This is a genomic window from Erythrobacter cryptus DSM 12079, assembly GCF_000422985.1.
Lineage (GTDB): Bacteria > Pseudomonadota > Alphaproteobacteria > Sphingomonadales > Sphingomonadaceae > Erythrobacter > Erythrobacter cryptus.
In genome coordinates this window covers 113388-138830 of sequence record NZ_AUHC01000008.1, presented here as the reverse complement: position 1 = coordinate 138830, position 25443 = coordinate 113388, and the positions used below count along the sequence as shown (strand labels likewise).

At 68.3% G+C, this 25443-nt stretch carries 24 protein-coding genes; 13 read left to right on the top strand and 11 right to left on the bottom strand.

What is annotated here, in order from left to right:
• Window positions 1-32 precede the first annotated feature (32 nt).
• From murI to G524_RS0106750, 3 genes are all read left to right on the top strand, one after another.
• The gene (gene murI, locus G524_RS0106760; RefSeq protein WP_027443039.1) at window positions 33-833 is read left to right on the top strand and encodes a glutamate racemase; all 801 of its coding nucleotides are present in this window, start codon (window positions 33-35) and stop codon (window positions 831-833) included.
• A 173-nt stretch (window positions 834-1006) separates the two neighbouring features.
• Complete coding sequence (gene hemA, locus G524_RS0106755) at window positions 1007-2227, top strand: 5-aminolevulinate synthase (RefSeq protein ID WP_027443038.1); 1221 nt, start codon at window positions 1007-1009, stop codon at window positions 2225-2227.
• A gap of 114 nt (window positions 2228-2341) precedes the next feature.
• A complete protein-coding gene (locus G524_RS0106750) occupies window positions 2342-3034 on the top strand; it encodes a nitroreductase (RefSeq protein ID WP_027443037.1) in 693 nt (230 codons plus the stop codon).
• A 3-nt stretch (window positions 3035-3037) separates the two neighbouring features.
• On the opposite strand, the gene G524_RS0106745 is transcribed toward G524_RS0106750, so the two are convergent.
• The 3 genes from G524_RS0106745 to G524_RS0106735 form a co-directional block, all read right to left on the bottom strand.
• A complete protein-coding gene (locus tag G524_RS0106745; RefSeq protein ID WP_027443036.1) occupies window positions 3038-3367 on the bottom strand; it encodes a YnfA family protein in 330 nt (109 codons plus the stop codon).
• Window positions 3368-3417: 50 nt separating this feature from the next.
• Window positions 3418-4629: a type III PLP-dependent enzyme gene (locus G524_RS0106740; RefSeq protein WP_027443035.1), complete on the bottom strand. Its 1212-nt coding sequence runs from the start codon at window positions 4627-4629 to the stop codon at window positions 3418-3420.
• 248 nt (window positions 4630-4877) lie between these two features.
• Entirely contained in the window at window positions 4878-5435 is a 558-nt protein-coding gene (locus G524_RS0106735; protein WP_027443034.1) for a LemA family protein, read from the bottom strand.
• A 66-nt stretch (window positions 5436-5501) separates the two neighbouring features.
• Here G524_RS0106735 and G524_RS0106730 point away from each other — a divergent pair, with 66 nt between their 5' ends.
• Complete coding sequence (locus G524_RS0106730) at window positions 5502-6476, top strand: DUF3137 domain-containing protein (RefSeq protein ID WP_027443033.1); 975 nt, start codon at window positions 5502-5504, stop codon at window positions 6474-6476.
• Here the strand turns inward: G524_RS0106730 and G524_RS0106725 are convergent.
• From G524_RS0106725 to G524_RS0106715, 3 genes are read right to left on the bottom strand one after another with little or no spacing between them, the layout of a single operon-like run.
• Window positions 6473-7666 carry a carboxynorspermidine decarboxylase gene (locus G524_RS0106725; protein ID WP_027443032.1) on the bottom strand — a complete coding sequence of 398 codons (1194 nt, stop codon included), beginning with the start codon at window positions 7664-7666 and terminating at the stop codon, window positions 6473-6475. The genes G524_RS0106730 and G524_RS0106725 overlap by 4 nt on opposite strands.
• Window positions 7666-8019: a DMT family protein gene (locus G524_RS0106720; RefSeq protein ID WP_027443031.1), complete on the bottom strand. Its 354-nt coding sequence runs from the start codon at window positions 8017-8019 to the stop codon at window positions 7666-7668. The genes G524_RS0106725 and G524_RS0106720 overlap by 1 nt, the downstream gene beginning before the upstream one ends.
• Window positions 8019-9245, bottom strand: coding sequence for a saccharopine dehydrogenase family protein (locus tag G524_RS0106715; protein WP_027443030.1), 1227 nt, complete (start codon window positions 9243-9245; stop codon window positions 8019-8021). Before G524_RS0106715 ends, G524_RS0106720 begins: the two co-directional genes overlap by 1 nt.
• A 124-nt stretch (window positions 9246-9369) precedes the next feature.
• On the opposite strand from G524_RS0106715, the gene G524_RS0106710 reads away from it, so the two are divergent.
• From G524_RS0106710 to G524_RS0106700, 3 genes are read left to right on the top strand one after another with little or no spacing between them, the layout of a single operon-like run.
• Window positions 9370-10362 (top strand): threonine ammonia-lyase, encoded by a 993-nt coding sequence (locus G524_RS0106710; protein ID WP_051220955.1) that lies wholly within the window; start codon window positions 9370-9372, stop codon window positions 10360-10362.
• 52 nt (window positions 10363-10414) lie between these two features.
• Window positions 10415-11629, top strand: coding sequence for a BtaA family protein (locus G524_RS0106705; RefSeq protein ID WP_027443028.1), 1215 nt, complete (start codon window positions 10415-10417; stop codon window positions 11627-11629).
• Window positions 11629-12267 (top strand): class I SAM-dependent methyltransferase, encoded by a 639-nt coding sequence (locus G524_RS0106700; protein ID WP_027443027.1) that lies wholly within the window; start codon window positions 11629-11631, stop codon window positions 12265-12267. The genes G524_RS0106705 and G524_RS0106700 overlap by 1 nt, the downstream gene beginning before the upstream one ends.
• A 16-nt stretch (window positions 12268-12283) precedes the next feature.
• On the opposite strand, the gene G524_RS0106695 is transcribed toward G524_RS0106700, so the two are convergent.
• Both G524_RS0106695 and G524_RS0106690 read right to left on the bottom strand, forming a co-directional pair.
• On the bottom strand, window positions 12284-13012 hold the full coding sequence (locus G524_RS0106695) for a glycosyltransferase (RefSeq protein WP_027443026.1): 729 nt from the start codon (window positions 13010-13012) through the stop codon (window positions 12284-12286).
• Complete coding sequence (locus G524_RS0106690; RefSeq protein ID WP_027443025.1) at window positions 13006-13596, bottom strand: TIGR04282 family arsenosugar biosynthesis glycosyltransferase; 591 nt, start codon at window positions 13594-13596, stop codon at window positions 13006-13008. The genes G524_RS0106695 and G524_RS0106690 overlap by 7 nt, the downstream gene beginning before the upstream one ends.
• A 177-nt stretch (window positions 13597-13773) precedes the next feature.
• Here G524_RS0106690 and G524_RS0106685 point away from each other — a divergent pair, with 177 nt between their 5' ends.
• From G524_RS0106685 to G524_RS0106675, 3 genes are read left to right on the top strand one after another with little or no spacing between them, the layout of a single operon-like run.
• Window positions 13774-14142, top strand: a complete 369-nt coding sequence (locus G524_RS0106685; RefSeq protein WP_027443024.1) for an ArsR/SmtB family transcription factor — start codon at window positions 13774-13776, stop codon at window positions 14140-14142.
• 11 nt (window positions 14143-14153) lie between these two features.
• Window positions 14154-14819 (top strand): carbonic anhydrase, encoded by a 666-nt coding sequence (locus tag G524_RS0106680; protein WP_027443023.1) that lies wholly within the window; start codon window positions 14154-14156, stop codon window positions 14817-14819.
• Between the two features lie 45 nt (window positions 14820-14864).
• Complete coding sequence (locus G524_RS0106675) at window positions 14865-16433, top strand: SulP family inorganic anion transporter (RefSeq protein WP_027443022.1); 1569 nt, start codon at window positions 14865-14867, stop codon at window positions 16431-16433.
• A gap of 36 nt (window positions 16434-16469) precedes the next feature.
• Here G524_RS0106675 and G524_RS15190 read toward each other — a convergent pair whose 3' ends face one another.
• Both G524_RS15190 and G524_RS0106665 read right to left on the bottom strand, forming a co-directional pair.
• A complete protein-coding gene (locus G524_RS15190; RefSeq protein ID WP_036857573.1) occupies window positions 16470-16835 on the bottom strand; it encodes an ArsR/SmtB family transcription factor in 366 nt (121 codons plus the stop codon).
• Window positions 16836-16865: 30 nt separating this feature from the next.
• A complete protein-coding gene (locus tag G524_RS0106665; protein WP_027443021.1) occupies window positions 16866-18023 on the bottom strand; it encodes a hypothetical protein in 1158 nt (385 codons plus the stop codon).
• 184 nt (window positions 18024-18207) lie between these two features.
• Here G524_RS0106665 and G524_RS0106660 point away from each other — a divergent pair, with 184 nt between their 5' ends.
• The 3 genes from G524_RS0106660 (at window position 18208) to G524_RS0106650 (ending at window position 22992) form a co-directional block, all read left to right on the top strand.
• Complete coding sequence (locus tag G524_RS0106660) at window positions 18208-20181, top strand: alkyl/aryl-sulfatase (protein ID WP_027443020.1); 1974 nt, start codon at window positions 18208-18210, stop codon at window positions 20179-20181.
• A 130-nt stretch (window positions 20182-20311) separates the two neighbouring features.
• Window positions 20312-21817, top strand: a complete 1506-nt coding sequence (locus G524_RS0106655; RefSeq protein WP_027443019.1) for a DUF1800 domain-containing protein — start codon at window positions 20312-20314, stop codon at window positions 21815-21817.
• Window positions 21818-21822: 5 nt separating this feature from the next.
• Window positions 21823-22992, top strand: coding sequence for a DUF1501 domain-containing protein (locus G524_RS0106650; RefSeq protein ID WP_027443018.1), 1170 nt, complete (start codon window positions 21823-21825; stop codon window positions 22990-22992).
• Here G524_RS0106650 and G524_RS0106645 read toward each other — a convergent pair.
• On the bottom strand, window positions 22989-25358 hold the full coding sequence (locus G524_RS0106645) for a glycoside hydrolase family 3 protein (RefSeq protein ID WP_245561315.1): 2370 nt from the start codon (window positions 25356-25358) through the stop codon (window positions 22989-22991). The genes G524_RS0106650 and G524_RS0106645 overlap by 4 nt on opposite strands.
• Window positions 25359-25443: the final 85 nt, after the last annotated feature.

Genomic DNA, 25443 nt, shown 5'->3' with positions numbered 1-25443 from the left:
CGGAGCGCCCCGCGTGCCGCCATGGAGACCGCGTGCCGCCCGATCCTGCCTCGCCCATCCTGCTGTTCGATTCCGGGGTCGGCGGGCTCACCGTCTATGATGCCCTGCGCAAGCTGCTGCCCGATGCCCCGGTGATCTATGCCGCGGACCTTGCCGGCCTGCCCTATGGCTCCAAGACCGAGGCGCAGATCGCCGCGCGCGTGGCCGGGCTGCTCGGGCGCATGGCCGAGCGCTGGCAGCCGCGCCTTGCCTGCATCGCCTGCAACACCGCCAGCACGATCGCGCTCGGCATGGTGCGCGAGGTGCTTGAGATCCCGATCGTCGGCACCGTGCCCGCGATCAAGCCCGCCGCCGCGCTCACCCGCAGCGGCACGATCGGGCTGGTCGGCACCGAGGCGACCATCCGCCAGGCCTATGTCGATGATCTCGAGGCACGCTTTGCCGCCGACAAGCGCCTGCTGCGCATCGCCGCGCCCGAGCTGGTGGGCGCGGCCGAAGCCAAGCTGCGCGGGCGTACGGTCGATCCGGCGCTGATCGCCGCGGTCAAGGCCCGGCTCCTCGCCATGCCGGGAGCCGAGGGGCTGGACGTGCTGGTGCTGGCCTGCACCCATTTCCCCCTGCTTGGGGAGGAGCTCACCGCGGCTTTCGGCCCGAACGTGACGCAGATCGACGGCGCGACCGGGATCGCCCGGCGCATCGCCGCGCTGACCCAGGGCCAGGGCTTTGCCCGCACCGGGCCGGATCGCTTCATCGTCACCGGGCCGCTTGCCGGTGCCGCCGGGCTCGAGGCGGCGCTCGCCGCGCGCGGCTTTGCCTCGGCAGAGGCATTCTAGGCCGCAGCAGCGCTTGCGAGCGGCTCGCAAAGATCGCTGTGGCAAAAGCGCGCGCGCGCCCCTAAATACCGCCGAAACAATCCGGACGCCCGCGCGTTTGGGGGCGGACACGGCAAGACGAGGCAGGATGAGCGCCGGGCCGACCGCGCGCCAAGGGCAAAGAGACGCGCGACGTGAATTACGATCAGATCTTCGACCAGGCGATCGAACGGCTGCACGAGGAAGGCCGCTACCGCGTCTTCATTGATATCCTGCGCAACAAGGGCGCCTATCCCAACGCCCGCTGCTTTCACGGACACAACGGCCCCAAGCCGATCACCGTGTGGTGCTCCAACGACTATCTGTGCATGGGCCAGCACGAAAAGGTGATCGGCGCGATGGAAGCCGCGCTGCATGATGTGGGCGCTGGCTCGGGCGGCACCCGCAATATCGGCGGCAACACCCACCTCCATGTCGAGCTTGAGGCCGAGCTGGCCGACCTCCATGGCAAGGAAGCGGCGCTGCTGTTCACGAGCGGATATGTCTCGAACGATGCGACGCTCTCGACGCTCGCCAAGCTGCTGCCCGGCTGCATCATCTTTTCCGACGAACTCAACCACGCCAGCATGATCGCCGGGATCCGTAATTCGGGCTGCGCCAAGCGGGTGTTCCGCCACAATGACGTGGCCCATCTTGAGCAATTGCTCGCCGCCGAGGATCCCAAGGCCCCCAAGCTGATCGCCTTTGAAAGCGTCTATTCGATGGACGGCGATGTCGCCCCGATCCACGCGATCTGCGACCTCGCCGAGAAATACAACGCGCTCACCTATATCGACGAGGTGCACGCGGTGGGCATGTATGGCGCGCGCGGCGGGGGCATCTCGGAACGCGACGGCGCGGCGCACCGGATCGACATCATCGAAGGCACGCTCGGCAAGGCCTTCGGGGTGATGGGCGGCTATATCGCCGCCTCGGCGCGCATCGTCGATTGCATCCGCTCCTATGCGCCGGGCTTCATCTTCACCACCTCCTTGTCGCCGGTGCTGGTGGCGGGCGTGCTGGCGAGCGTGAGGCACCTCAAGGAGAGCAGCGTCGAGCGCAATGCGCAGCAGCGCGCCGCCGCCCTGCTCAAGCTCAAGTTTGCCGAAGCGGGCCTGCCGGTGATGGACAGCGTCACCCACATCGTGCCGCTGATGGTGGGCGATCCGGTGCGCGCCAAGAAGATCAGCGACATCCTGCTGGCCGAATACGGCATTTACGTGCAGCCGATCAACTTCCCCACGGTGCCGCGCGGCACCGAGCGGCTGCGCTTCACCCCCGGGCCGATGCACACCGAGGCGATGATGGACGAGCTGACAGCCGCGCTGGTGGAAATCTGGGACCGGCTCGAACTGGAATTGCGCAAGGCGGCGTGATCGCGCGCTGCCAGGCGGTCTTGCGCCCCTGCCCCCCGCCCTGCCGTAGCGTCCTTTGTCGGCGCCCGCCTCTCGGCTAAGCCTTGCTGCCAAAGCAGATTCGGGAGAGCGCGGATGGGGGGAAACCCTGAGCAAACCTATGCCGAGGTGGTGCTGGGGCGGCGCAGCATCAGGGGCTATCTCGACAAGCCGGTGCCGCGCGCGCTGATCGAGGAGGTGCTTGCGCTCGCCATGCGCGCGCCAAGCTCGATGAACACCCAGCCCTATCACTTCCACGTCATCACCGGCGCGCCGCTCGCGCGCATCCGCCAGGGCAACACCGAGCGCATCCTTGCCGGATACCCGGATTCGCGCGAGTTCCGCCGCGGCGAGCCCTTCGCGGGTGTGCACCGCGAACGCCAGATCGCGGTGGCCAAGCAATTGTTCGGCGCCATGGGTATCGCCCGCGATGACCAGGAAGCCCGGCAGGACTGGGTGCTGCGCGGCTTTCGCCAGTTCGATGCGCCGGTGTGCATCATCATCACCTATGACCGCGCGCTTTCGGGCTCGGACGACACCGCCTTTGATTGCGGCGCGGTGACCACCCAGCTGGTCAACGCCGCCTGGAGCAAGGGGCTGGGCTGCGTGATCAATTCGCAAGGGATCATGCAAAGCCCGGTGGTGCGCGAACATGCCGGCATCCCGGACGATCAGGTGATCATGAAGGCGGTGGCGATGGGCTGGCCCGATCCCGACTTTCCTGCCAACGCCGTGGTGAGCGAACGCCGCAGCGTCGCCGAGGCGGCGCGCTTCGTGGGGTTTGATTGAGGCCTAGCCCAGGCCTGTGCGCGGGCCCCACAGGATGATCGCGGCGCCGATGAGGCACGCCACGGCGCCGATCACGTCCCAGCGATCGGGCCGCGTCCCTTCCACCGCCCACAGCCAGGCAAGGCTCGCGGCAATGTAGATCCCGCCATAAGCGGCATAGGCGCGCCCGGCGAAATCGACCTCGATCCTGGTGAGCAGAAAGGCAAAGAGCACCAGGCTCGCCAGCCCTGGCACCAGCCACAGCGGCGAGGCATTGCCGCGCGCCCAGGCCCAGAAGGCAAAGCAGCCGGCGATCTCGGCGAGCGCGGCAAGGGCGTAGAGCGCAAGCGACATGGCGGTAATGGTGGAGACAAGCGGCGCGCGCCGCAAGCCTCCACCCGCGATCACGTCAGCCGCAGGCTCACCACGTTGTCGGCCGCCTCGCGCTTGCGCGTGCCGTTGAACAGGCTCATCATCGGCTCGTCCGCCACGATCACCTGCTCGGCCGCGCCGAAGCCGTTGAACCCGGTCTTCATCGCCGCACCATAGGCGCCGAGCATGCCGATCTCGATATAGTCGCCCGCCTGGATGTCCGCCGGAAGCGGGAACGGCCCCTTCATGTAATCGGCATCATCGCAGGTCGGCCCGTAGAAGGCGAAATCGAGATTGTCCTCGATGAGATCCTCGCCGAGCGCGCGCACCGGGAAGCGCCAGGCGACATGGGCGGCATCGTAGAGCGCGCCATAGGCGCCATCATTGATGTAAAGCTCCTCGCCGCGGCGCTTGTTCACCTGCACGATCATCGAGCTGTATTCGGCCGAAAGCGCACGCCCCGGCTCGCACCACAGCTCGGCGTTGTAGGCGATCGGCAGGGCCTCGAAGTGGCGCGCGATGATGGTGAAATAATCCTCCATCGGCGGCGGCTCGAGCCCGGGATAGGCGCTCGGGAAGCCCCCGCCGACATCGATCATGTCGATCACCACCGAGGCCTCGGCGATCGCCGCGCGGGTGCGATCGAGCGCCTGGACATAGGCGAAAGGCGTCATCGCCTGGCTGCCGACATGGAAGCACACCCCCAGCCAGTCACAGTGCTGGCGGGCCTGCTGGAGCAGCCGCGGCGCCTCGATCAGGTCGCAGCCGAACTTCGAGGCGAGGCTGAGCTCGGAATATTCGCTCGACACGCGCAGCCGCACGCACAGCCTGAGGTCACGCGCCGGCGCGCCGGTTTCGGGGTTGCGGCAGGCGGCGATGATCTTCTCCAGCTCCTCGAAGCTGTCGAGGCTGAAGGTGCGCACGCCGTGCTGGAAATAGGCCTCGGCAATCGCCGCCGCGGTCTTGACCGGGTGCATGAAGCACAGCACTGCCTCCGGCAGGAGAGCGCGCACCAGCCGCACCTCGGCGATCGAGGCGACATCGAAATGGGTGATGCCCGCTTCCCACAGCACCTTGATGAGATCGGGCGCCGGGTTGGCCTTGACGGCGTAGAGCACCTTGCCCGGGAACTTCTCGACGAAGAAGCGGGCAGCGCGCCGCGCCGCGTGCGGGCGGTTGAGGATGACGGGTTCGTCCGGACGAAGGTCGCGGACTACAGCGCGTGCGTCAGGATAGATGTGCAACTCAAGGGACCCCCAAAACGGTTTGTTGAAACCATAAAACGACAAGCTGCCTTGCGGTTTGGAAGTCCCCATGGGGCAGCGGAAGCGCGCATTTAGGGTCTGGGGGGGGAAATGCAAACGAAAAATCGCATGCGGCCCGGCGAAATGTTACTTTTTGAAGACAGCCGCCACCACGCCGCCCGAAGACGATCGGAATGTGACAGGAACAAGCCGCTTTTCAGAGGCTTGGGTAGGCTTGCTTGCGCGCCTCAGAAGGCCACGCGCGGCGTCTGATCGAGGTTGCCTTGCTCGCTGTCGTCGAGCCGGTGAAAATCGGCCGGAGCAAAGCCGAGGACATCGGCGACAAGGATTGCCGGAAATGATTCGCGCGCGGCATTGAACCGCGCTGCGGCGGCATTGAGCGCCCGCCGGGCTGCCGCGAGCTTGTCCTCGACATCGGCAAGCTCGCGCTGGAGTGCCTGGAAATTGGCCGAGGCCTTGAGATCGGGGTAGGCCTCTCCCAGCGCCAGCAGATTGCCGAGCGCGGCCTTGAGCTTGCGCTCAGTGCCGGATGCGGGTGCCCCGCTGGCCGCCGCGCTGCGCGCCGCGATCACCGCATCGAGCGTGGCCGCCTCGTGTCCGGCATAGGCTTTGACGGTCTCGACCAGATTGGGGATGAGATCGTGCCGCTGGCGCAACTGCGCATCAATATCGGCAACACCCTGCCGCACGGCCTGCCGCAAGCGCACCAATTTGTTGTAAATTCCAACAACAATCAGCAGCCCGATTACGAAGATCGCAAGCACGCCCCACCAGATTGTGTCCATTCTGCCTCCCTTTACCTCAACCTCAAACCATGTTCACTATAGCAACTGGTATTTGGGGGGAAGATCATGAAGAGCGATATTGAGGCAATCATGCAGGGTGAGCTCGGCGCGTGGCTGGCCGGGCAGGATGGCCAGCGCGCCGCCGCAAGGCATAGGTCACGCAGGCGCGCCGTGATCGCCGCGGTGATCCTGGTGCCACTGCTCGGGCTGTTGTGGTGGGCGCCGATGCTGCCCTGGGAAGTGAAAGCGCTGGTAACAGCCATGGCGCTGGTTCTGGGGCTTGTCTGGGTTCTTCTCGCGTCGGCCAAGGTCAGGCAGCAGGTCAAGCACGCCATCAATTCCGCCATCGCGAAGCATTTCGGCGTCTCCTACCAGCTCCGGGCCAGCCCCGGCGCAGAGCTGCAGCGCGCGCATGTCTTTGGCCTGGTGCCGCACCATGACCGTGCCGTTATCGAGGATTGCTGGGAAGGCAGCCTTGCCGGCCATGATTTCCGGCTCTACGAGGCCGTGCTGCACGAGCGGCGCCGCGACCGGGACAAGCATGACGACTGGAACGAGGTGTTTCGCGGCGCGATCATCCGCATGGCCTTTGGTCGCCCGTTCCGATCGACCACACTGCTCGAACGCACCGGCCGCAAGCGGGGCCTGATGGGCCTTGGCGCGATCCCCGAGAAACTGACCTTCAACGGCCACCAGCTCGACCGGATCGATCAGGTGCACCCCGATTTTGCCGAGACCTTTGCCCTGTTCAGCGACGATCAGGTCGAAGCGCGGGTGCTGGTCCACCCCGCCTATGTCGAGCATCTGCTGAGGCTCGAAAGTGCCTTTGCCAGCGAGCAGGTTCGCGCCCTGTTTGCCGAGGGCGATGTGGTGGTCGTGGTCGAAGGTGGCAACCGCTTCGAAAGCGGCGGTCTTGATCCCCGCAACGACGCGGAGCGCGTGGAACGCACGGTGGCGCAGTTCACCGCGCTCACCGGCCTCGCGCTGGCGATCAACCAGAACGAGCGCGGCAGCCCGGTGAAGGCCATGCCGGCCGCTTAGCTCAGCCGATCACGGAAATCCTCGTAAGCGAAGCGCTTGATGCATTCGAGCGCGTCGGTCTCGCTGTCCCACAGCCAGATCGAGGGCAAGGGCACGCCGTTGAAGGTATTGGTCTTGACCATCGAGTAATGGGCCTGATCGAGAAAGGCAAAGCGCGCCCCCGGCTCGGCCGGCACGGGCAGGCGATAATCGCCGATCACATCGCCCGCGAGGCACGAGGGCCCGCCGAGCCTGATCGGGGCGATCGCCGGATCGTCGCGCTCGCCCAGCATCGCCGGGCGATAGGGCGCCTCGAGCACATCGGGCATGTGGCAGGTGGCCGAGATGTCGGTGATGCCCACCATCACCCCGTTCTCGTGGGTGTCGAGCAGCGTGCCTACCAGGATCCCGGCATCGAGCGCCACCGCCTCGCCCGGCTCGAGGATGATCTGGCAGCCGGTGTCGGCCGCGGCATCCTTGAGGAACTGGACGAGTTCGGCGCGCTGGTAATCGGCGCGGGTGATGTGGTGGCCGCCCCCCATGTTGATCCACTTGAGCTGGTCGAAATAGGGCTCGATCGCATCGAACACCCGGTCCCAGGTCGTCTGCAACGGGAGGAAATCCTGCTCGCACAGGTTGTGGAAGTGGATGCCCTCGATCCCTTCCAGATGCTCGGGCAGAAGCTGGTCGAGCGGAAAGCCGAGGCGCGAGCCGGGGGCGGAAGGATCATATTTGGCAACCTCTCCGGTGGCGACCTGCGGATTGACGCGCAAGCCCAGGCTCACCCGCGCCCCGCTCGCTGCCGCCTGCTCAAGGATCGGGCGGGCGCGGGCGAGCTGATAGGGCGAATTGAAGATCAGATGATCGGACAGGCGGCAGATCTCGGGCAGATCCTCGGGCTTGAAGGCGGCCGAATAGGTAGCGATCTCGCCATCATAGAACTCGCTGGCAAGGCGCGCTTCCCACAGGCCTGAGGTCGCCACCCCATCGAGATATTCGCCGATGATCGGCGCGGTGGCCCACATGCTGAAGGCCTTGAGCGCGGCGAAGATGCGGATATCCCCGCCCTCGGCCGCCGCGGCATCGCGCACCGCGGCAAGCACGCGGCAATTGGCGCGCAGCTTCGCGGCATCGACAACGAAGGCGGGGCTATCCACCCGCGCCAGATCGAAATGGGCAAAGGCGCCCGGATCGCCGGCCTTCGTCTGCATCAGCCGAGCGGGCTCTTGAAGATCATGAACGCGCCTCCTGCAATGAGGGCAAAGCCGGCAAGCTGGCTGGGGCCGGGGGCCTGGCCGAACAGCACCCAGGCAACCACGACAAAGCCGGCGAGCGAGAGCACTTCCTGGATGGTCTTGAGCTCGGCGAGCGAGAAATGAGCAATGCCGATGCGGTTGGCCGGCACCGCCAGGCAATATTCGACAAGGGCAATGCCCCAGGCGAGCCCGATCGCCGCCAGCAGCCCGAGCGAAGGCTGCTTCAGGTGATAATACCAGGCAACATTCATCAGCACCGCCGCGAGCGCGAGCAGGATGACGGGCAGGATCGCTCCGGCCGCAGGCATCAGAACGCCACCGGCTCTGGCAGCTCCTCCACCGTCCAGGGAAGGCCGTGCCGGTTGAGCATCTCCATGAAGGGATCGGGATCCATCTGCTCCATGTTGAACACCCCTTCCCCGCGCCAGATGTTCTGCACCATCAGCGCCGCGCCGATCATGGCCGGCACCCCGGTGGTGTAGCTCACCGCCTGGTTGCCGGTTTCCTCGTAAGCCGCCTCATGGCTGCAGATGTTCTTGATGTAGAACGTCTTTTCGCCGCTGCCATCGATCGCCTCGCCGGTGGCGATGACACCGATATTGGTGTTGCCCTTGGTGGTCTCGCCCAGGGTTTCGGGCTTGGGCAGCACCGCGGCGAGGAATTGCAGCGGGATGATCTCGCGGCCCTGGAACTTCACCGGCTCGATGCTGGTCATGCCGACATTCTGCAGCACGGTCAGATAGTTGATGTATTGATCGCCAAAGGTCATCCAGAAGCGCGCCCGCTCAAGCTCGGGGACGAAGCGGGTGAGGCTTTCAAGCTCCTCGTGATACATGAGATACATGTTCTTCTGCCCCACGCCCTCGAAGTCGAAGGCGACCTTGGTGGACATGGCCGGGGTCTCGACCCACTGGCCCTTCTCCCAGTGGCGCGCCGGGGCGGTAACTTCGCGGATGTTGATTTCGGGATTGAAGTTGGTGGCAAAGTGCTGGCCGTGGTCGCCCCCGTTGCAATCGAGGATGTCGAGCTGACGGATGGTCTTCAATTTGTGCTTTTTAAGCCACATGGTGAAGACCGAGGTGACCCCGGGATCGAAGCCCGAGCCGAGCAGCGCCATCAGGCCGGCCTCGCGGAAACGATCGTGATAGGCCCATTGCCACTTGTATTCGAACTTGGCCTCGTCCTTGGGCTCGTAATTGGCGGTGTCGAGATAATCGACCCCGGCGGCAAGGCAGGCCTCCATGATCGGCAGGTCCTGATAGGGCAGCGCGAGGTTGACGACGAGGCCGGGCTGAACCTTGCGGATGAGGTTGACCATCGCCGGCACTTCCTCGGCATCGATCTCGTAGGTGGCGATGTCGCGACCGCAGCGCGCCTTGACCGAGGCGGCGATCGCGTCGCACTTGGCCTTGGTGCGGCTGGCGAGGTGGATTTCGGGGAAGATCTCGGGGTTGAACGCCATCTTGTGCACGCACACCGAGCTGACCCCGCCCGCGCCGATGACGAGAACCGTGCTGGACTTGGCTGGCGACATGACGAAAACCTTTCGTGAAACGAATCCGGCCCCGCGCCTTAGAGCATTGGCCCGAGCTGTGGGAACCGCTTTTCGGGATCGCAGCCGGCGGGCCTGATGATCGCAGGCCCAACCTTGAGGACCAATGCCCATGAGCCAGAGCCGAACGCCAGACGCCGAGGGCGTGCGCGCCGCCGCCCGGGCCATCGCGCAGATCCTGCCGCCCACCCCGCTCTTGCCGCTCGAGATCGGCGGGGTGCGCGCCTGGGCCAAGGCCGAGAGCCTGCAACCGATCGGCGCCTTCAAGATCAGGGGCGCGTGGTGGCGGCTCTCCACCCTCAGCCCCACGGAGCGCGCCGCGGGGGTGGTGGCGGTCTCCTCGGGCAATCACGCGCAGGGCGTGGCCTGGGCGGCACGGCGGCTGGGGATCGTCGCCACCATCGTCATGCCCCATGATGCCCCGGCGGTGAAGCTTGAAGGCACCCGCGCGCTCGGAGCCGAGGTGGTGCTCTACCGCCGCGGCGAGGAAGACCGCGACCAGGTGGCCGCGCGCCTCATCGGCGAGAAAGGCGGCACGCTGGTTCATGCCTTTGCCGACCCCTGGGTGATCGAGGGGCAGGGCTCGGCCGCGATCGAGATCGCCGCGCAACTGGGGCGCGCGCCTTCGCGCATCATTGCCTGCTGCGGCGGCGGGGGGCTGGCCGCAGGGCTTGCGCTCGGCGCGCCGCAAGCCGCGATCCACATCGTCGAGCCGCAGGGCTGGGACATGGTGGGCCAGGCGCTCCGCGCCGGGCGGATCGTCGAGGCCGGCCCCGATGCGCCCAAGACCATCTGCGATGCGCTCCAGCCGCCCGCGACCTATCCGATCAATCTTGCCGTGCTTGCGGGCCGGGCCGAACCGGGGGTGACGGTGAGCGATGACGAGGTGCGCGCCGCCCAGGCCTTTGCCTTTGCCCGGCTGCGGCTGGTGCTCGAGCCCGGCGGGGCGGCGGCGCTCGCCGCGGCGCTGGCGGGCAAGGTGCCGGTGGATGAGCACAGCGTGATCATGCTCACCGGCGGCAATGCCGATCCAGCCGCCTTTGCCGCCACCATCGCGGCAACCAACAGGCCTGTGGAAAGCGTCACATTGCCGACATGAGCGGCACATATGACCGCCGCCTGACCTCAGGCACAAGGAACCCCGACAGGCCATGGCAACACAGGCGAAGCGGATCATCGAGGATGCGGTGGTGCGCAAGGAGGCAGGGCTTGGCGACAAGCTGCTCGACAAGGCCTTTGCCCTGGCTTTCCGCGGGCTTGTCTATGCCCAGATCTGGGAAGACCCGGTGGTCGATATGGATGGCCTCGCGATCACGCCCGAAAGCCGGGTGATGTGCATCGCCAGCGGCAGCTGCAACGCGCTGTCCTATCTCACCGCCGGGCCAGCCAGCGTCACCGCGGTCGATCTCAACCGCGCGCATGTGGCGCTCGGGCGGCTCAAGATCGCGGCGATCCGCCACCTGCCCAATTACGAGCGCTTCCACCGCTTCTTCGCCCAAGCCGATCACAAGGAGAATGCCGAGGTCTATCGCACCATGATCGCCCCGCATCTCGATGCGGAAAGCCGCGCCTATTGGGAAGCGCGCGACATCCGCGGGCGGCGGCGCATCTCCTATTTCACCAAGGGGCTCTACAAGCAGGGCCTGCTCGGCAATTTCATCGGCCTCGCCCATGTCTTTGCCCGGCTCTACAAGATCGATCTTGGCAAGCTGCTCGCCGCCGAGACGCTCGAGGAGCAGCGCGCGGTGTTCGCGCGCGAGCTTGCCCCGGTGTTCGACAAGCGCTTCATCCGCTGGCTCACCGATCAGCCGGCCTCGCTTTTCGGCCTCGGCATCCCTCCGGCGCAGTTCGCGCACCTTGCGGGCGATGAACGCATGGCCGAGGTGCTGCGGCGGCGGCTGGAAAAGCTCGCCTGCGACTTTGCGATGAAGGACAATTACTTTGCCTGGCAGGCCTTTGGCCGCGGCTACAGCCGGGCCGAGGGCGCGCCGCTGCCGCCCTATCTCCAGCGCGCCAATTGGGAGGCGATGCGCGCGCGGATCGACCGGATCGCCGTGACCCGCGCCAATATGGTGGACTGGATCGGCGCGCAGGAACCGGCGAGCATCGACCGCTTCGTGCTGCTCGATGCGCAGGACTGGATGAACAATGCCCAGCTCGATCAGCTCTGGAGCCGGATCACCCGTGCCAGCCGCCCCGGCGCGCGGGTGCTGTTCCGCACCGCGGCCGAGCCGAGCCTGCTGCCCGGCCGGCTCGACCATGCGATCCTGTCGCAATGGCGCTATCTTGAGGCGCTTTCCGCCGATCTCACCCGCCGCGATCGCTCCTCGATCTATGGCGGCGTGCATGTCTATGAGCTGGCGTGATGGCAAGCCGCGGTTCTTCGCACGCCGCGCTGATGGACGAGATCTATCGCGGCCAGCGCCATATCTATGATCTCACACGCAAATATTATCTGTTCGGGCGCGACACGCTGATTGCCGGGCTTGATGCCCGCCCCGGGATGCGCGTGCTCGAGCTGGCCTGCGGCACCGGGCGCAACCTTGCCAAGGTGGGCAAGGCGTGGCCGGGCGCGCGGCTTTTTGGCCTCGATATTTCGGCCGAGATGCTCAAGAGCGCGCGCGCCGCGCTCGGCCCCAAGGCGCGGCTTGGCCAAGGCGATGCCTGCAGCTTCGATGCCGCGGCGCTGCTCGGCGAACCTGCCTTCGAGCGGATCGTGCTGTCCTATTCGCTCTCGATGATCCCCGAGTGGGAGCGCGCGCTCGATCAGGCTGCCAGCCTCATCGCCCCGGGCGGATCGCTGCACGTGGTCGATTTCGGCGATCTTTCCGGCCTGCCCCGCCCCGCCGCGCGGCTGCTGCGCGCCTGGCTGGCGAGGTTCCATGTCAGCCCGCGCGAGGGCCTGCCCGCCGCGGCGCGGCGCATCGCGCAGACGCGCGGGCTGATGATCGCCAGTCGCCGCGGCCCGCTCGGCTATTACCAGCTCCACGTGCTCAGCGCCTGAGCCGCGCGCCAGCCGCTCAGCGGATGTCGGGGTAGTGCGCGGCCAGTTCCTCGCGCGCGCCCAGCGCCCACAGCGCGCTGACCTTGAAATAGATCCAGTTGGCGCGCCAGCTGCCCCAGGCGGCGATGCGGCGGTCCGAGGTCAGCACCCAGCGGGGCAGCAGGCGGATGCGCCCGATCCGGGCAAAGGCAAGGCACAGCCCCGCCTCCTCGAGCACCGGGGCGCGTTCGTCACAGCCGCCGAGCCGCAGAAAATCATCGCGGCGGAAGAACATCGCATGATCGCCGAACAGGAGCCGCACCCCGCGCAGGAACAGCCGCGGGCAAAACAGCGCCGGGATGTACCAGGTCTTGATGATGTTGTGGAAGGTCGAGCCCCAGCGCGTGCCCCGCGCGCCGACGAAGCGCGGCATGAAGCCGGCAAGCGCGGTGGCAGGATCGGCCATCGCCGCGCGCATCAGCGCCACCGCATCGCGCGGCAGGATGGTATCGGCGTGGAGCACGCAGACGATCGTGCCCTTCGCTGCGGCAACCCCGTGGTTGATCTGCGCCCCGCGGCCCTTGCGCGGCGCGACTATGCAGATGACGCCCGCCGCGCGGGCGATGGCGCAGGTGGCATCGCTGCTGCCGCCATCGACCACAAGCACCTCATCGGGCGCCGGATCGAGCGCGTCGAGCGCCGCGAGCGTGGCGGGGAGCGCCGCTTCCTCGTTGTAGGTGGGGATGAGGATGGTGAGGCTCAGCATGGTGCGAGGCCCGGCCAGCGGGCAAGGTCCTCGGGCCGGTCGCAATCGGCGAGGGTCTCGAGCAGCGCAACGGGAGTGCCGGTCGCCGCGAGCCGGCGCAGGGTTTCGCCCAGCACCGCGCTGGTGCTCCAGGGCATATCGGTGAGCAGGTCTGTCCGGGGTTCGCGCAAGGCAAGGCAATAATAGCCGCCATCCTCGGCCGGGCCGACCGCCACCGGGTGCGTGGCGAGCGCCGCCACCGCCGCGGTGACATGGGCGGGCGCCAGATCGGGGGTATCGGCGCCGAAAAAGATCACCGGGGCGCGTGCGGCAAAGGGAATGAGGCGGGCCGAAAGATCGCCCTCGGCCTGAGCGACATAGGCGTGATCCGGGCCCAGCCAGGCGCGAAAGGCGGCCTCGTCCGCCCCGGTATAGGCGATCACCACCGGCCCGCCGGCGGCGCGCAGCACCGCGGCGCTGCGCTCGGCCAGGCGCCTGTGGAGCGCGGCGGCGCCCTCGGCCCCCAGCGCCGGGATCAGCCGGGTCTTGCATTGCCCGGGCACGGGATAGCGCACGAACAGGACGAGATCGGGGCGAAACGCCATGCCCGCTGCTTTGGCCGGGCGCGGGCGCGGGCGCAATGGGCAGCTGCGGAACCTCCCGCCACGGGCCGGAGAACCGGGCCGGGGCTCGCCTCGCCCATCGCGGGTTGACCGCCCCATCATTATCACATAGCCTCATGAATGCATATCTGCAAAATTATGCATCTATGGGGAGGGTTCATGCCCAGCCGGGTGATCGTCTCGCGCGACCTTGCCGATTTGATGCGGCTGCTCGCCCATGCCGATCGCCTGCGCCTGATCGAGGAACTGGGCCAAGGAGAGAAGACCGTCAGCGAGCTTGCCGCTGCGCTGGCACTGCCATCCACCCGGATCTCGCAGCATCTGGCGCTGCTGCGGGCACACCGGCTGGTCGCGGAGCGACGCAACGGGCGCAGCCATTTCTACCACCTCACCCATCCCCAGCTTGCCACCTGGATCCTCGACGCCCTTCCCTTCGTCGATATCCGCAACCGCCTGGGCGAAGCCGAACATATCGAGCGCGTCCGCGCCCTGTGGAGCGCCCAGCCTCCCCACCACAATGTCGAGTGAAAGGATCTGCGATGCCCAATTTTGCCCAAGGCGTGGTCAAGTTCCAGCGTGAGGTCTTCCCCGAGAAGGCTGAGCTGTTCGAGCGCCTCGCAATCGGCCAGAGCCCCGAGGCGCTGTTCATCACCTGCTCCGACAGCCGGATCGAGACCGCGATGCTCACGCAAACCGATCCCGGCGAGCTGTTCATCTGCCGCAATGCCGGCAACATCGTGCCCCCGCACACCAACCAGACCGGGGGGATGACGGCCTCGATCGAATTTGCCATCGGCGCGCTGCAAATCCCGCATATCGTCATCTGCGGCCACACCGAATGCGGGGCGATGAAGGGGGCGATGAACCGCGCCGCGCTCACCAACCTGCCGCATGTGCGCGAATGGCTCGGCTATGCCCAGGGCGCGGTCGACATCGTCGAGGCGCTCGGCGCCGGGCTCGATCCCGAGGCCAAGATGCGCATGCTGCTCGAGCAGAACGTGATCCTGCAGCTCCAGCACCTCAAGACCCACCCTACCGTGGCGGTGGCGCTGGCGCAGAAGGCGCTTCAGCTTCACGGCTGGGTCTATGACATCAAGACCGGCGCGGTCTCTGCCTATGACGAGACCGCCGGTCGCTGGCTGCCGGTTGAGGAGCGCTATGCATCCGATCTCGCTGCCACTGTGCTGCACCGCCACGCCTGCTGATTTTCTGCCCCCTGGGCCTGCCCTTTCACCCCCGGAGCCGCGATCATGACCCAGCAAGCCTCTGCCACCCCGACGCCCGCCGCGCTGGGGCGCGATGTGCTGGCCTCGATCGTGGTGTTTCTGGTTGCCCTGCCGCTGTGCATGGGCATTGCCATTGCCTCCGGCGCCCCGCCTGCGCTCGGCCTGGTGACGGGAATCATCGGCGGGCTGGTGGTCGGTTCACTCGCCGGATCGCCGCTGCAGGTAAGCGGCCCGGCGGCGGGCATGGCGGTGCTGGTCTATCAGCTGGTGCAGGAACATGGCCTCGTCATGCTTGGCGTGGTGGGGCTGCTCGCCGGGGCACTCCAGGTGCTCGCCGGGGTGCTGCGCCTCGGCCAATGGTTCCGGGCGATTTCGCCCTCGGTGATCCACGGGATGCTGGCCGGCATCGGGGTGCTGATCCTCGCCTCGCAAATCCATGTCATGCTCGATGATGCCCCGCGCGCCAGCGGCCTGCGCAACCTCGCGGCGATCCCGGAGGCGGTGATCAAGGTCTTCCCGATGGACGGTTCGGTGCATCACCTTGCCGCCATGGCGGGTCTGGTGACGATCGCCAGCATCGTGCTGTGGAACCGCTTCCGGCCCAAGCGGATGGCGCTCATCCCCGGGCCACTGATCGGGGTGATCGCGGGGACGCTTTTCGCGCTCGCCTTTGCCCTGCCGATCGCGCAGGTCGCGCTGCCGGAAACCCTGGCGAGCGGGCTGAACATTCCCACGCCCGAGGCCCTGGCCGGCATCGCCGATCCGGCGATCCTCACGCTGGGCCTGGTGTTCGCCTTCGTCGCCAGTGCAGAGACCCTGCTGTGCGCCACCGCCGTGGACAAGATGCACATCGGCGCGCGCACCGATTACGACAAGGAACTGCGCGCACAAGGCATCGGCAACCTCCTCTGCGGCGCGCTCGGCGCCCTCCCGCTCACCGGGGTGATCGTGCGCTCGGCCGCCAATGTCGAGGCTGGGGCAACCACGCGTCTCTCGGCGATCCTGCACGGCGCCTGGCTGCTGCTTGCGGTGGTTGCCTTCCCCTTCGTGCTCAACGCCATCCCGACGTCGGTGCTGGCAGCGATCCTTGTTTACACCGGCTACAAGCTCATCAACATCGCGCAGATCCGCAAGATCGCCGAGTTCGGACGGCAGGAACTGGCGATCTATTTTGTCACGCTCATCGGCGTGGTTGCCATCGATCTGCTGACCGGGGTGATCCTCGGTTTCGTGCTGGCGACGCTCAAGCTGGTCTATACCTTCTCGCACCTCGAGATCAGGACCACGCGCGAGGAAGCGACCAACCGCATCGATCTGTGGCTGACCGGTTCAGCAACCTTCTTCTCGATCCCGCAGCTCTCCCAGGTGCTCGAAAATGCGCCCTTCGGCTCGGAAGTGCACATCCATGTCGAGAAGCTCGACTATATCGACCATGCCTGCCTTGAAATGCTCTCCTCCTGGGAGAAGCTGCACCAGTCGACCGGCGGCACACTGATCGTCGAATGGAGCGAGCTGGTCGAACGCTATGGACGCCGTGCCGGGGATCCCAGCAAGGTTGCCATCCCCAGCCTCACGCACAGATCCGCGGCATAAGCGCCCCCAACCGCACACGGACCGCGTTTGCAGCCGTCAGGTGACGGTTGCGGCCGCCTCCTCGCGCCACAGCCGCTTGGCCTGCTCGATGTCGCTGGCGCTGGCGCGGCTGAGGCGATGGGCGACGAAATCGATCCCCTCGATCAGCCACAGCGCCAGTTCGGGCTGGGCCAGGCGATAAACGCGCCGCTGCCCGAGTGCCTCGGTCTCGACCAGCGCGATCGCGCGCAGCACGCCCAGATGCTGCGACACCCGGGTGGGAGTGATCTCGAGCTGGTCGGCGAGTTCGTTCACGGTCTGATCGCCCCCCTGGAGCTTGAGCAGCAGGCGGATGCGATCGGGGTGTGAGATCTGGCGAAGCACATGCGCGAGTTCAGTGGCGACAATCTTGCGGCTGGGCATGGGGCAATCCTTGGCTGGCAGGGTTGAGGGTCAGGGCTGTGATTGAACAAGGCGCAGATCGACCGAACGGCTCCCGACGGGTGCCGAAGGCTCGGCAGCGAGCGCGCGCCAGGGCTGCACCGAACGCTGGCTGGTCGGCAAGGTCTCGGTCAGCATGGCGACAAGGCGGGCATCCTCTATAGTGTTGACATAGGGCGCCTCGACCGCCCGCGTCGGCGTGGCAAGGCCATGGGCGCGGGCCCGGGCCCAGGCCTCGTGCAGGCGCCGCGCGGCGCCGGGGGCGCCGCTGCGATCGAGCGCGAGGGCGAGCGCCTGGATCAAGGCTGGCGCATCGAGCGCGGGGTGCAGCCTGCCCTCGCCCGAGCCCTCGGTGGTGATGCGCAGCAGGCCGCAACCGCGCGGCCCGCCATGCCAGAGCATTGGCCAGGGCCCGGCAATCCCGTGCGCGCGGGCAAGCAGGGTAAAGACGATGCTGCGCAGATCAGGCACGGCGATGAGCGCGTCCCAGCAGGTTCCGCCGTCGCTGAGCGACGCGAGCGCTTCCTCAATGGCAAGCACGCTGATCGCCAGCCCTGCGCCGGCAAGGCCTGATCGCTGCGCGTGCAGCTGAAGCGTCATCGCGTTGCGCTGGCGTGCGTGAACAATGATCGCCAGTTTCTGACGGCCCTCGGCGCGCAGCGACTCGATCATCGCCCGCAGCACCGCCGGGCGTGGCAGCGGCGGCATGCCAGCCTCATCGGCACTGCAACCGGCAGGATGGGGCGAGAGCAGTGCCAGATCAACGGCGCCCGGAGCCGCCATGACCCCGCGACCCTGTTCGTGCAGATAGCTTGCCACCCAGTGTGCCTGCGGCAGGATCGGCAGGCCACCGTGCTGGAAGGCGCTCGGCGCCCAGCCGAGCCAGGGCGCAAACTCCACAATTGCGGCGCCAGGACGCACCCACTCGGCCATGCGCGCCAGCCGCCCCTCGGGTGCGGACGGAACAAATTCGACCGTGATGCCAAGCCAGGCGACCAGCCGCGCAAGGCCCTCATACCAATCGACAGGCGCAGCCTCCTGCGGCAGGCCGAGTCTGAGCTGCGGACTCACCAGCGCGAGCTGCGGTCGCGCGGGGCGCAGGTCGCTGCGGCTCGAGGGCGCGCTGCGGTTCGTGGCCGAGCGATCGATCAGCTGGCTGCCCCTGTCCATCCTGCGGCTCCTTCATCCTGTTGCGAACAAGCCGCGGTGCTCTAGCCGCGGGGGCAAAATAGGAAAAATTCAATCTTTCTTCCGAAATGTTCTATTATCTGAATATCTGAAAATCCCCCGCCGGCCCCGCCTTGCCAGCCGCGCCCCGGGCGGGCATCACCGCGCCTTGAGAGGGGAAAGAGCCATGACCATCCGCATCTGCCTCGCCGCGGCGGCCCTGTGCGCATCGCTTGCGAGCATCGCCCAGGCTGCAGGCGAGGATACCGCTCCTGAAAGCCCGGCAAGCCCCGCCACCCGCGCCGCGCAGGAGGCCGCCGCCGCGGCGCTGCCAAGCGAGGACGGGCGCGACGATGAATTCGTGCGGCGGGGCTTTCTTGCCACCCGCGCCGATCCGCTGATCCGCGCCGCCAATGGCCAGCCAGTGTGGAACCTTGCCGCCTATGCCTTTGTCGAGGGGCCGGCGCCCGACAGCGTCCACCCCAGCCTGTGGCGGCACATGCGCCACCTCAAGCACCACGGCCTGTTCCGCGTCACCGACAATCTCTGGCAGGTGCGCGGCTTTGATCTTGCCAATATGACGATCATCCGCGGCCACACCGGCTGGATCGTGATCGACCCGCTCACCAGCATCGAGACCGCACGCGCCGCGCTCGATCTCGTCAATGCGACGCTCGGCCCGCGCCCGGTGAGCGCGGTGATCTACACCCATTCCCATGCCGACCACTTCGGCGGGGTGCGCGGGGTGATCGATCCGGTCGAGGTCGCCGCGGGCCGGGTGGCGGTGATCGCGCCCAAGGGCTTTCTGGAAGAAGCGGTTTCGGAAAATGTCATGGCCGGCGCCGCCATGACGCGCCGCGCCGCCTATCAGTTCGGCGCCGGGATTGCGCCCGGGCCCCAAGGGCAGATGGGCAGCGGCATCGGCATGGCGGTGGCGGGCGGCACCCTCTCGCTGATCGCGCCCACCGACACCATCGCCGCCACCGGCGAGAGGCGGGTGGTGGACGGGGTGGAGCTTGGCTTCCAGATCGTCTCGGGCAGCGAGGCCCCGGCGGAACTGAATGTCATGATCCTGCCCGAGAAGACCTTCCTCGCCGCCGAAATCGCCACCTGCACGCTGCACAACATCCTCACCCCGCGCGGGGCCAAGGTGCGCGATGCGCGCGCCTGGGCGCATTTCCTCGATGAGGCCGCCACCCGCTATGCCCCGCAGAGCGAGGTGGTGATCTCGAGCCATTGCTGGCCGATCTTCGGGCGCGCGGCGGGTATGGCCTGGCTTGCCGCCCAGCGCGACAATTACCGCTGGCTGCACGATCAGACGGTGCGGCGCATGAACCGCGGCGAGACCATGGCCGAGATCGCCGAAGCGCTCGCCGCCGCCCTGCCCGCGGGCCTGGCCGGAGAATGGGCAACGCGCGGCTATTATGGCACCATCAGTCACAACGCCAAGGCGATCTACCAGTTCTATCTCGGCTGGTATGACAGCGTGCCCGCCAATCTCCATGCCCACCCGCCGGTGGCGCGCGCCCGGCGGCTCATCGACGCGCTCGGCGGGGCAGAGCGCACCCGCGCGCTCGCCCGCGCGGCGATGGCCGAGGGCGACTATCGCTGGGCCAGCGAGCTGTTGCAGAACCTTGTATTTGCCGCGCCCGATGATGCCGCAGCGCGCGCGCTGCTCGCCGAAAGCTATGCCCAGCAGGGCTATCACGCCGAAAGCGCGATCTGGCGCAACCAGTTCCTCGCCGCCGCGGGGGATCTGCGCCGAGGGCGCGCCGGCGGCGCGGCTGCGCAGAGCAGCGATCTCATCGCCGCACTGGGCACGGGCGAATTGCTCGATGCTGCCGCCACCCGCTTTGCCCCCGAACGCTTCGGCACCGGGCGGCGCCTGTCGGTCGCCATCGTGCTCACCGACCGCGAGGAGGAAGCGCTCATCGAGGCCAATGACCGGGTGCTGATCGGGCGGGTGGGCAGCCTGCCGCCATCCCCCGATGTCACCATCCGTGGCCCGCGCGCGCTGCTGCTGGCGCTGCTGTTCCTCAAGCAGCCAGTGAACGCGCTGGCGGGGGCCGGGCTTGTGGTCGAGGGCGATGCCGCCGCGCTCCAGCATCTCATCGACGCGCTCGATCCCATGCCCCAGGGCTTTGACATCGTGCTGCCCTGATCGATGCGCCATCCGGGCGAAGGATTAGGCCCGTTCAGGCGTTGGTCAGGTGCCGCGCGCTGCGATAGGCGGCGCACCAAGGTCAGGACAGCTTTGCCATGCGCGTGATCGATCCTCCCGAGGCCCACCCATGACCGCGGCCATGATCGCTGCCAGCCGCTTTGGCTATGGCCCCGCGCTCGGCGCCGCCCCGCCGGATGACCCGCGCGGCACGCTGCGGCGCCAGCTCACCCGCTTCGATCCCGCCCCGCCGGTGATCGCCGCGCGGCTCGAAAGGCGCCCGGGTGCAGCAGAACTCTTGGGCGAGCTGCGGCGTCTGCGCCAGGAGACCCGCCGGCGCGGCGGAGAGGCCGGGGAAGCAGCGGCCGGGCAAATGCCCGGGATGACCGGGGCCATCGACCGCCCCATGGCCGGGAAGGAGGCGCGCGCCGCCGCGCTCGCCGCGCTACCAAGCGATCTGCGCGCGCGGATTGCCGAAGGCCAGCGGCAGCTTGCCACCGACATCGCCGCCCGCCTCACCTGCGCCGTGACCAGCGAGACGCCGCTGGTCGAGCGGCTGGTGCATTTCTGGTCGAACCATTTCAGCGTCTCGGTCGGCAAGCCGGGCACCCAGTTCGAAGTCGGCGCGCACGAATTTGCAGCGATCCGCCCGCATGTGCTGGGGCGCTTTGCTGATCTGCTCAAGGCCGCGGTGCTGCACCCGGCGATGCTGATCTATCTCGACCAGTTCCAGTCGATCGGCCCCAACGCGCCCTTTGCCGCGCCCCGCCGCGCCGGGGCGCAAGCGGCGCAGCGCCAGCAACAGCTTGAGGGCCGGCGCGGGCTCAATGAGAATCTCGCGCGCGAGATCCTCGAGCTACACACGCTCGGGGTCAATGGCGGCTACAGCCAGGAGGATGTGACCGAGCTTGCCCGGGCGCTCACCGGCTGGACCGTGCCCGGCATCGGCCGGGTGGGCCGCCTTGCCGAGGCCCAGACGAGTGGCGCCGCCTTCGTGGCGCTGGTGCACGAGCCGGGTGCGCGCCGCGTGCTGGGCCGCACCTATGGCGAGGCCGGAGCGCGCCAGGCGCTCGCGATCCTCGATGACCTTGCGGTCCATCCGTCAACCGCGCGCCACATCGCCACCAAGCTCGCGCGCCATTTTGCCGGCGACGTGCCGCCCGCCACGCTGGTGGCGCGGCTCGAGGCCGATTTCCTGCGCACCGGGGGCGATCTGGCCAGCCTTGCCGAAACGCTGATCGCTGCGCCCGAGACCTGGGCCAAAGGGCCGCTCAAGCTGCGCACCCCGTTCGAATGGCTTATCGCCGCGCTGCGCCTCACCGGCAGTCACGATTGGCCCCCTCAGCGCGTCGTCGGCGCGCTCAACCAGCTCGGCCACCTGCCCTGGCGCGCGCCCTCGCCGGCGGGTTATGACGACATCGCCGCAAGCTGGAGCGGGCCCGACATGCTGATGCGCCGGGTCGAATTTGCCGCGCGCCTCGCCCAGGCGGTCGCCACGGACGACCTTGTCATGCGCGCCGAGGCAACCCTTGGCGATGTGCTCGGCGCAGCGACGCGCGCCCAGATCGCCGGCGCCGAAAGCAGCAGCGAGGCGCTCGCGCTGTTGCTGGTCTCGCCCGAAATGCTGCGGAGGTAAGCCCCATGCGCCATGAACTTGATCGCCGCTCGCTGCTTGCCGGATCGCTGGCGCTCGGCGCCGGCAGCCTTGCCTTGCCGCGCATCGCCCTTGCCCAGGCACCGGGCGAGCGCAACCTGCTGTTCGTGCTGCTGCGCGGGGCGGCTGACGGGATGGCGATGCTCGCGCCGGTGGGCGATCCGGGGCTTGAAGCCCTGCGCGGCGCGCTGCTCGCCGATTATGCGTCCGCGCCGCGGATCGATGGCTTCTTCGCGCTCCACCCCGCGCTCGGCGAGGTCGCGGCGCTGGCGGCCAGAGGCGAGGCGCTGTTCGTCCATGCCGCGGCCACCGCCTATCGCGAGCGCTCGCATTTTGACGGGCAGAACCTGCTCGAAAGCGGCGGGACGGCGCCCTTTGCCGCCAAGGATGGCTGGCTCAACCGGCTGGCGGCATTGCTCAACCGGCAAGCGCCGCAGGCCACGCGGGCGCTGGCGATCGCCCCAAGCGTGCCGCTGGCCTTACGCGGCGAGGCGCCGGTGTCGAACTATGCGCCCTCGGCCCTGCCCGAGGCGAGCGAGACGCTGCTCGAGCGGGTCAGCCAGCTCTATGCTGCCGACAGCGAGCTTGGCCCGCAATGGGCGCGCGCGCTCGAGACGCGGGCGATGGCGGGCAACACCGATGCCACCAGCCTGCGCGATGCCTCTGCCACCGGCAACCTCACGGCACGGCTGATGCGCGGGGCCGATGGCGCGCGGATCGCGATGATCGAGCTGGGCGGCTGGGACACCCACGCCAACCAGCGCATCGGCTTTGCCCGTTCAGCCCAGCGGCTCGATGCGCTGCTGGCGGCCTATCGCACGGGCATGGGCCCGGCCTGGGCCGAGACGCTGGTGGTGGTGGCGACCGAGTTCGGCCGCACCGCCCGGCTCAACGGCACGCGCGGCACCGATCATGGCACCGCCACGGCAGCGCTGCTCCTCGGCGGCGGCGTGCGCGGCGGGCGAGTGATCGCCGACTGGCCGGGGCTGGGGCCGGGCCAGCTCTACCAGAACCGCGACCTTGCCCCCACGACCGCGCTCGAAAGCGTGCTCGCGGGCGCGGTGGCCGGGCACTTCCGCCTCGATCCTGCGCTGGTGATGGCACGGCTCTTTCCCGGCCGCAGCACCCCTCCGCTCGGCGGGCTCATCAGGGCCTAGAACGAGCACTCACGCGGCGCGGCGGCCTCGTCGCGGGTGATGGTGCTGATCTCGAGAGCAAAGGGCGCCTCGGAGGCGATCGTCAGCCGCTCCCCGGTCTCGCCGAGGCAGGCGCGGGTGAGCACCATCTCGCGCCAGCCCTTGCCCTCGGCGAGCGCCAGCTGCCGCGCAATGTCGAGCGCCTGCGCGCCGGAAGTGATGGTGACCGGCCCGGCCGGGCGGGTGCTGACCTGATAGGTGATGCGGAAGGCCCCGCCGCTCGGCGGGCCGACGAGGCTGAGCTGCGAGCCAGGGCCGAAGGCGATGCGCCGCGCATCTTCCTGCGCGCGCCGGTCGATCCCGCTCGCCACGATCCCGTTGCCGCGCCCGCGCAGGTCAGGAAGCACGGCGTTGCCCGCCAGCGCCTGCACCCGCGGCCCCAACCGCCCGGCGCCGAACCACACCGCCCCGCCCTCTGCCTGAAGCTGGGCGCAGGTCTCATCGAGCGGTGCGGCGGGCACCCCGGCGGCATAGCCCTGCCCGAAGCCGCGCGCATAGAGCGTCGCCCGCCCGGCGCGCACCTCGGCTGCATCGCAGCTTGCTGGCCAGGCGAAGGGCAGCCGCCCGCTGGGCGCGGCGGTGCCGAACAGCACGTCGGCCACCCCTGCCCCCTCGCTCCCCGGCAGCCACGCGGCGACGAAGGCATCGGCGGCATTGATTTCGCGGTTCATCCACAGCGGCCGGCCCGAGAGGAACACCGCCACGGTCGGCACGGAGCGGGCGCGGAAGGCGCGCAGCAGCGAGAGACCCTCCTCGTCGCGCAGGGCGAGATCCTTGCGATCACCGACGAACTCGGCATAGGGCTCCTCGCCGAACACCACGATGGCAACATCAGGTGCCGCGCCGTCCGCTGCCGCGGCGTCCGCGGATGGCACCAGCACCGCCTCGCCACCTGCCGCGCGCGCGGCCGCGGCGATCCCCTGCCAGATCGAGGTCGCGCCGGGAAAATCGGCCGCCGTCAAATCGCCGCCGCCCTGCCAGGTGACCGACCAGCCCCCGGCCTGCTGCGGGATGTTGTCGGCCGCGCGCCCGGCCACCGCGATGCGCGCGCCCGGGCGGATCGGCAGCACGCCCGTGTTCTTGAGGATCACCAGGGATTTGGCCACCGCCTCGCGCGCGAGGGCGCGGTGTTCGGGCGCGCCGAGCAGCTCCCAGCGCCCGGCAAGCGGCCGCGCCGAGGGCATGGCGGCGCCCTCGAGGCGGCCGAGCGCCTGCTTCAGCCGCAGCACCCGCAGCACCGCCTCGTCGAGCCGGGCCAGCGGGATGGTGCCCTCCCGCACCTGCCGCACCAGCGCGGCGTGCAACCCCTTCCAGTCCTCGGGCACCATATAGACATCAAGCCCGGCGAGCAGCGCGGCGGGGCAATCGGCATTGCTGCATCCGGGGATCTGGCCGTGGCCGTTCCAGTCGCCCACCACCACTCCGGCAAAACCCAGCTCGCCGCGCAGCACATCGGTGAGCAGCGCCCTGTTGCCGTGCATCTTGGTGCCGTTGATCGAATTGAAGCTGGCCATTACGCTCAGCACCCCGGCCTTGATCGCAGCAGGGTATGGCGCGGCGTGCACCGCCATCAGCTCGGCAAGATCGCCGTTGACATCGCCCTGATCGACCCCCTGCTCGGTGCCGCCATCGCCGAAGAAATGCTTGGCCGTGGCGGCAACCTTGCCGGGGCCGAGGAAGTCGGGATCGCCCAGGCGGCCCTGCAGCCCCTCGATCATCGCCACGCCGAGGCGGGTGACCAGCGCCGGATCGGAGGAGAAGCTCTCATAGGTGCGGCCCCAGCGCAGATCCTGCGCCACCGCCACCGTGGGAGCAAAGGTCCAGTCGAGCCCGGTCACCGCGATCTCGCGCGCGGTGGCAGCGCCGATGCGGCGCACCAGATCGGCATCAGCGGTAGCGCCAAGCGCGATGTTGTGCGGAAACACCGTCGCCCCCGGCACATTGGCATGGCCGTGGACCGCATCGGTCGCCCACAGCGTCGGAATCGCCGGTTCGCCCCCGGGCAGGGGCGCGCGCGAGGCCTCCCAGAAGGCATCGGCCAGCGTGAGCCAATCGCGCGCCGGGGCCTTGTCATTGCCATAGGGGCCGGAATTGCCGCCGTTGAGGATCGCGCCGAAGCGATAGGTGCGCACGTCCTCGGGCGTGATCGCGCTGATATCGGGCATGATCAGCTGGGCGACCTTGCGCTCGAGGCTCATGCGCGCGAGCAGGGCCTCGGGGCTGGTGTGCATCGCCGGGGCGAGCGGCGCAGCGCTGCCAGCCGATGGCGCCGCCGCCGTGCCTCCGGGTGCTGCGGCGCAGCCTGCGAGCAGGGGTGCAAGAGCCACCGTCGCGGCTAGCATGCCGAGCCATTTGCGCTGCATCGGGCCAGTCCCTCCCAAGACCGTGTCGCGAATTATTGAGAACGTTATC